Consider the following 422-nt stretch of genomic DNA (forward strand, 5'->3'; position numbering starts at 1 on the left):
TCCGGCTTGCCCTTCGCCTTGGCCGGCGCGGTCGTCGACGCGGGGGTGATCGGCGCCGGCGCCTTGGCCGCGGCACCGGCCCTGGGCTTGTCGCGCACCCAGATGGCCTGCTCGTCCTGGCGCAGTTCGAACAGGTCGGTGGCGCGGATCAGGTCGCGCAGCTTGCGGTAGCCGTAGTTGCGCGAATCGAATGAAGCCTGGTTGCCGACCTGCTTGCCGACCGCGGCCAGGTTGGCCCAGCCATCGTCCTCGCCGGCCGAGTCGATCGCGCTGCGCAGCATCTGCACCAGGCGCGCATCACCGCGCAGGTCCTTGCCGTCGCGGCGCGCGGTGGTGCCGGGAGTGGGGGTCATCTCGACCGACCTGACCGAGCTGCACGATGCCGTGCGAGCGTTCGTCGACGACCCGAGCCGGGGAGCGGA

The 422-nt window shown here is 71.8% G+C and carries 1 protein-coding gene; it reads right to left on the reverse strand.

Features of this window, described 5'->3' with window-relative positions:
* The coding region (locus SB773_RS30175) for an OST-HTH/LOTUS domain-containing protein (protein ID WP_410593864.1) at positions 1–281 on the reverse strand (281 nt) is incomplete at its 3' end.
* Positions 282–422: the final 141 nt, after the last annotated feature.

It is taken from the genome of Bacillus sp. SIMBA_074, from assembly GCF_046534555.1.
GTDB classification, from domain to species: domain Bacteria; phylum Bacillota; class Bacilli; order Bacillales; family Bacillaceae_G; genus Bacillus_A; species Bacillus_A mycoides.